Genomic DNA, 3,546 nt, shown 5'->3' with positions numbered 1-3,546 from the left:
GCATACGAACTGAATTATCCAGTAATTCTACATCACGTTGAAAAACCAAGTGAAGATAATGGAAATGATAAATATTCATTTGTTCAAGTAGATAACAATAATATGATTGTTGAAACTATAAAATGTGCTGAAGATGAGGAATCTATAGTCGTAAGAGCTTACGAAAATAATAGAACAAGAGGACCTGTTAATTTGAGAATAGATACTAACATTGAAAAAGCTATGGAAAGCAATATATTAGAAGAAGAACTTGGTAATCTTTCAGTAAATGATAATAGTATTAAGTTTAACATAAAACCTTATGAGATTAAAACATTAAAAGTTAAATAGAAAATATTCATTTATAGAAAATAAAAATCAGATTTTGCGTAATTATGCAACTATCTTAATAGGAGGTATATGATGAAAGCACTTGTTGTTAATGAAAATGAAACATTGGAATATAAGGAAGTTGATAGACCTGTAATAGGTAAGAAAGATGTATTAATTAAAGTATTAGGTTGTGGTATCTGTGGTACTGATATGCATGTGTATAAAGGTATGGAAAACAACTGGCCATTGCCTGGAATAAGAGGACATGAATTTGCAGGTATTATTGAAGAGTGTGGTGATGAAGTCAGCAGATTCACTATTGGAGATCATGTTGTAGTTCAACCTATGTTATATTGCGGTCATTGTGAAGATTGTCGATCAGGTAAAACAAATTTATGTAAAAATACTAAGTTAGTTGGTGGAGAATTAAATGGTGGATTCAGTGAATATGCCAAAATGCCAGAGCATTATGTATTTCATGTGCCAAGTAATTTAGATACTGCTTATTATTCATTAGTTGAACCAGTAGCAACATCTATACATGGATTAAAAGGTCGTATACCTACTTATACGAAATCAATGGTTATTTTCGGTGCAGGAGCACAAGGATTAATATTAGTTCAGCTTGCTAAACACTTAGGTGTTCAGACAATTATTGCAGTTGATGTGGTAAATAGCAGATTAGAAAAAGCTAAAGAATGTGGTGCCACTTATACAGTTAATGGTATGGAAGCAAATGCTATGGATCAAGTTAGAGAATTTTTAGATGGTGATTTAGCAGAATGTGTTGTAGATGCAGCAGGTATTTCTATAACAAGACAACAGGCTCTAGAAGTATTAAAACAAAATGGTGTAGCTATATTTTTAGCTCTTGGAGCAAAAGAAACTTCTATTGACTTCATGTCATTGGTAACAAAAGAATTCAAGCTATATGGTACTCAATGCTATACAGATGAAGATATTCAAAAAGCTATTGAGTTTATTAGTACAGGTGTTATTGATGCTGAAAAAATCATCACAAAAGTTCCATTAGCTGATGGTAGTAATGCATTTGAACAATTAGCAACTAATTTGGAGTATGGTATTAAAGTAGTCTTAGTACCATAGAAAGAAGGCTTAATATGAAAAAAAACATTGTAATAATAGGTACTTTAGATACAAAAGGCGAAGAATTTAGTTTTTTAAAAAATGAAATAGAAAAGCTTGGTGCAGATACTACTGTTATTGATTGTGGAATTATTGGTAAACCAATGATGAAAAGTGATATTACAAGATTTCAAGTAGCAGAAAGTATGGGTACTTCTATTGAAGCAATCATTGAAAAACGAGATAAAAATGCGGCTATTAAGACTATGACAAATGGCGTTAAAAAAGTAGTCATGAATTTATATAATAAGGGAGAAGTTCAAGGCGTAATTTCACTTGGTGGCGTACAAGGTACTGTACTTGCTACTAAAGCTATGAAAAGTCTTCCAGTAGGTGTTCCAAAAGTTATGGTATCTACAGTTGCTAATGGTAAGGCAACTTTTGGACCTTTTATAGGAACAAAAGATGTAACTATGATTCATTCGGTTGCTGATATTTCCGGATTAAATATGATTACTAGAAAAGTGTTTAAAGAAGCAGCAGGAGCTATTGTAGGTATGGCTAATAATGTAGATTCTGATGATATTAATAATAAACCAACTATTGGGTTAACAATGGCAGGGGTAACAACACCTTGTGCAATGAAAGCAAGAGAAGTTTTGGAAGAATTAGGTTATGAGGTTATTACTTTTCACTGTAATGGAATTGGTGCCAAAGCTATGGAAGAATTAGTTATGGAAGATAAATTGACTGGAATCCTTGATTTAAGTCCTCATGATATAACAGATGGACTATTTGATGGGTTAATGCCAGCATATGAAGACAGATTAAAAATTACTACACAAAAAGGAATTCCACAAGTAATTATACCTGGTTGTGCAGATATAATTCTATACGGAGGACTATCCAATGTGCCAGAAAGTAAGCGTGATAGAAAATTGGTTGAGCATAATCCAATTCATACTCATGTAAAGGCTAATTATGATGAAATGAAAATGGTAGGAAGATATATTGCTAATAGAACAGGTGACAGTTTAGGTCCAGTTGGTATTGTTGTGCCAGAAGGTGGTTTTAGTCAGTTAAATTGTATAGGTGGACCAATATATGAACCTGAATCAGATTGTGGTTTTGCAGATGGAATTATGGAAGTGAAAAATGAAATAAGTAACCAAAACATTGAATTAATTAAGTCAAAAGCACATATTAACGATGAGGAATTTGCAATAGAAATTGCAAAGCTATTACATAAATATATTAAGGAGGTAAGAGATGCTAGATAAACAATTATTTAGTTTTTATGAACAAGTTAAAGATGAGGATTATGTTATTGCTAGTTATTTTATTGAACTTGATTGTAGAGAAAATGTAATGGACAAAGTAGCCTCCTTTGCTGTGGGACAAACACTTGGAACATGGTTACCAGTACCGGGTATTAGTGAAGCAATGAGAGAAAAACATATGGGAAAAGTTATTAATGTATATAGTGTACCTCCTTATGAACTAGTTAGGGAAGATGAGACTGGTAAGAGAGCTTATATTATTCAACTAGCTTTTCCAACAATTAATTTCGGTGCACAATTTCCAATGTTATTAACAACATTACTAGGAAATGATGCATCTACTTCAGCTCAAGTTAAGTTAATTGATTTACAACTACCCAAAAAGTATGTTTCAGAGTTTAATGGGCCTAATTATGGAATGAATGGTATAAGAGAAATGACAGGTGTATATGATAGACCATTAATACTTAATATGATTAAACCATGTACAGGAATTACTCCAGAAATTGGGGCAAAAATATTTTATGAAACAGCACTTGGAGGAGTTGATTTAATTAAAGATGATGAACTTCTTGCTAATCCTAGTTTTAACAAAGTTGCAAGTAGAATAAAGAAATATAAAGAAGCTGCAAATCATGCATTTGAAAAAACAGGAACTAGAACAAAGTATGTGGCAAATATTACAGATAGTGTTGACAAAATATTTGTTAATGCTGAACATGCTAGGGATTTAGGTGCTGATGCAATTATGGTTAATTTTGCTGCTGTAGGTTATAGCACTCTTCACAGTTTAGCTAAAAAAGTGAAATTACCAATATTAGGACATTATGCAAGTGCAGGTATGTTGTATGAAGGACTTAGTTCTGGG

At 32.1% G+C, this 3,546-nt stretch carries 4 protein-coding genes; all 4 read left to right on the top strand.

Features of this window, described 5'->3' with window-relative positions:
• A partial coding sequence (locus N4A55_RS01705; protein WP_293753676.1) for a glycosyl hydrolase-related protein occupies positions 1-330 on the top strand: 330 nt, incomplete at its 5' end.
• A gap of 72 nt (positions 331-402) precedes the next feature.
• Positions 403-1,419 (top strand): zinc-dependent alcohol dehydrogenase, encoded by a 1,017-nt coding sequence (locus tag N4A55_RS01700; protein WP_293753675.1) that lies wholly within the window; start codon positions 403-405, stop codon positions 1,417-1,419.
• 14 nt (positions 1,420-1,433) lie between these two features.
• Positions 1,434-2,678 (top strand): Tm-1-like ATP-binding domain-containing protein, encoded by a 1,245-nt coding sequence (locus N4A55_RS01695; protein WP_293753674.1) that lies wholly within the window; start codon positions 1,434-1,436, stop codon positions 2,676-2,678.
• A partial coding sequence (locus tag N4A55_RS01690) for a RuBisCO large subunit C-terminal-like domain-containing protein (protein WP_293753673.1) occupies positions 2,668-3,546 on the top strand: 879 nt, incomplete at its 3' end. The genes N4A55_RS01695 and N4A55_RS01690, both read left to right, overlap by 11 nt.

Origin of the sequence: Vallitalea sp. (assembly GCF_025211055.1) — a bacterium.
In the GTDB taxonomy this organism is placed as follows: domain Bacteria; phylum Bacillota; class Clostridia; order Lachnospirales; family Vallitaleaceae; genus Vallitalea.
The sequence above is the reverse complement of the archived record's forward strand: the minus strand, read 5'-3'. Positions and strand labels throughout refer to the sequence as shown.

Excerpts from the sequence above, each read along its gene's own strand:
- N4A55_RS01700 (WP_293753675.1), top strand. The coding sequence starts at position 403 with ATGAAAGCACTTGTTGTTAATGAAAATGAAACATTGGAATATAAGGAA.
- N4A55_RS01695 (WP_293753674.1), top strand. The coding sequence starts at position 1,434 with ATGAAAAAAAACATTGTAATAATAGGTACTTTAGATACAAAAGGCGAA.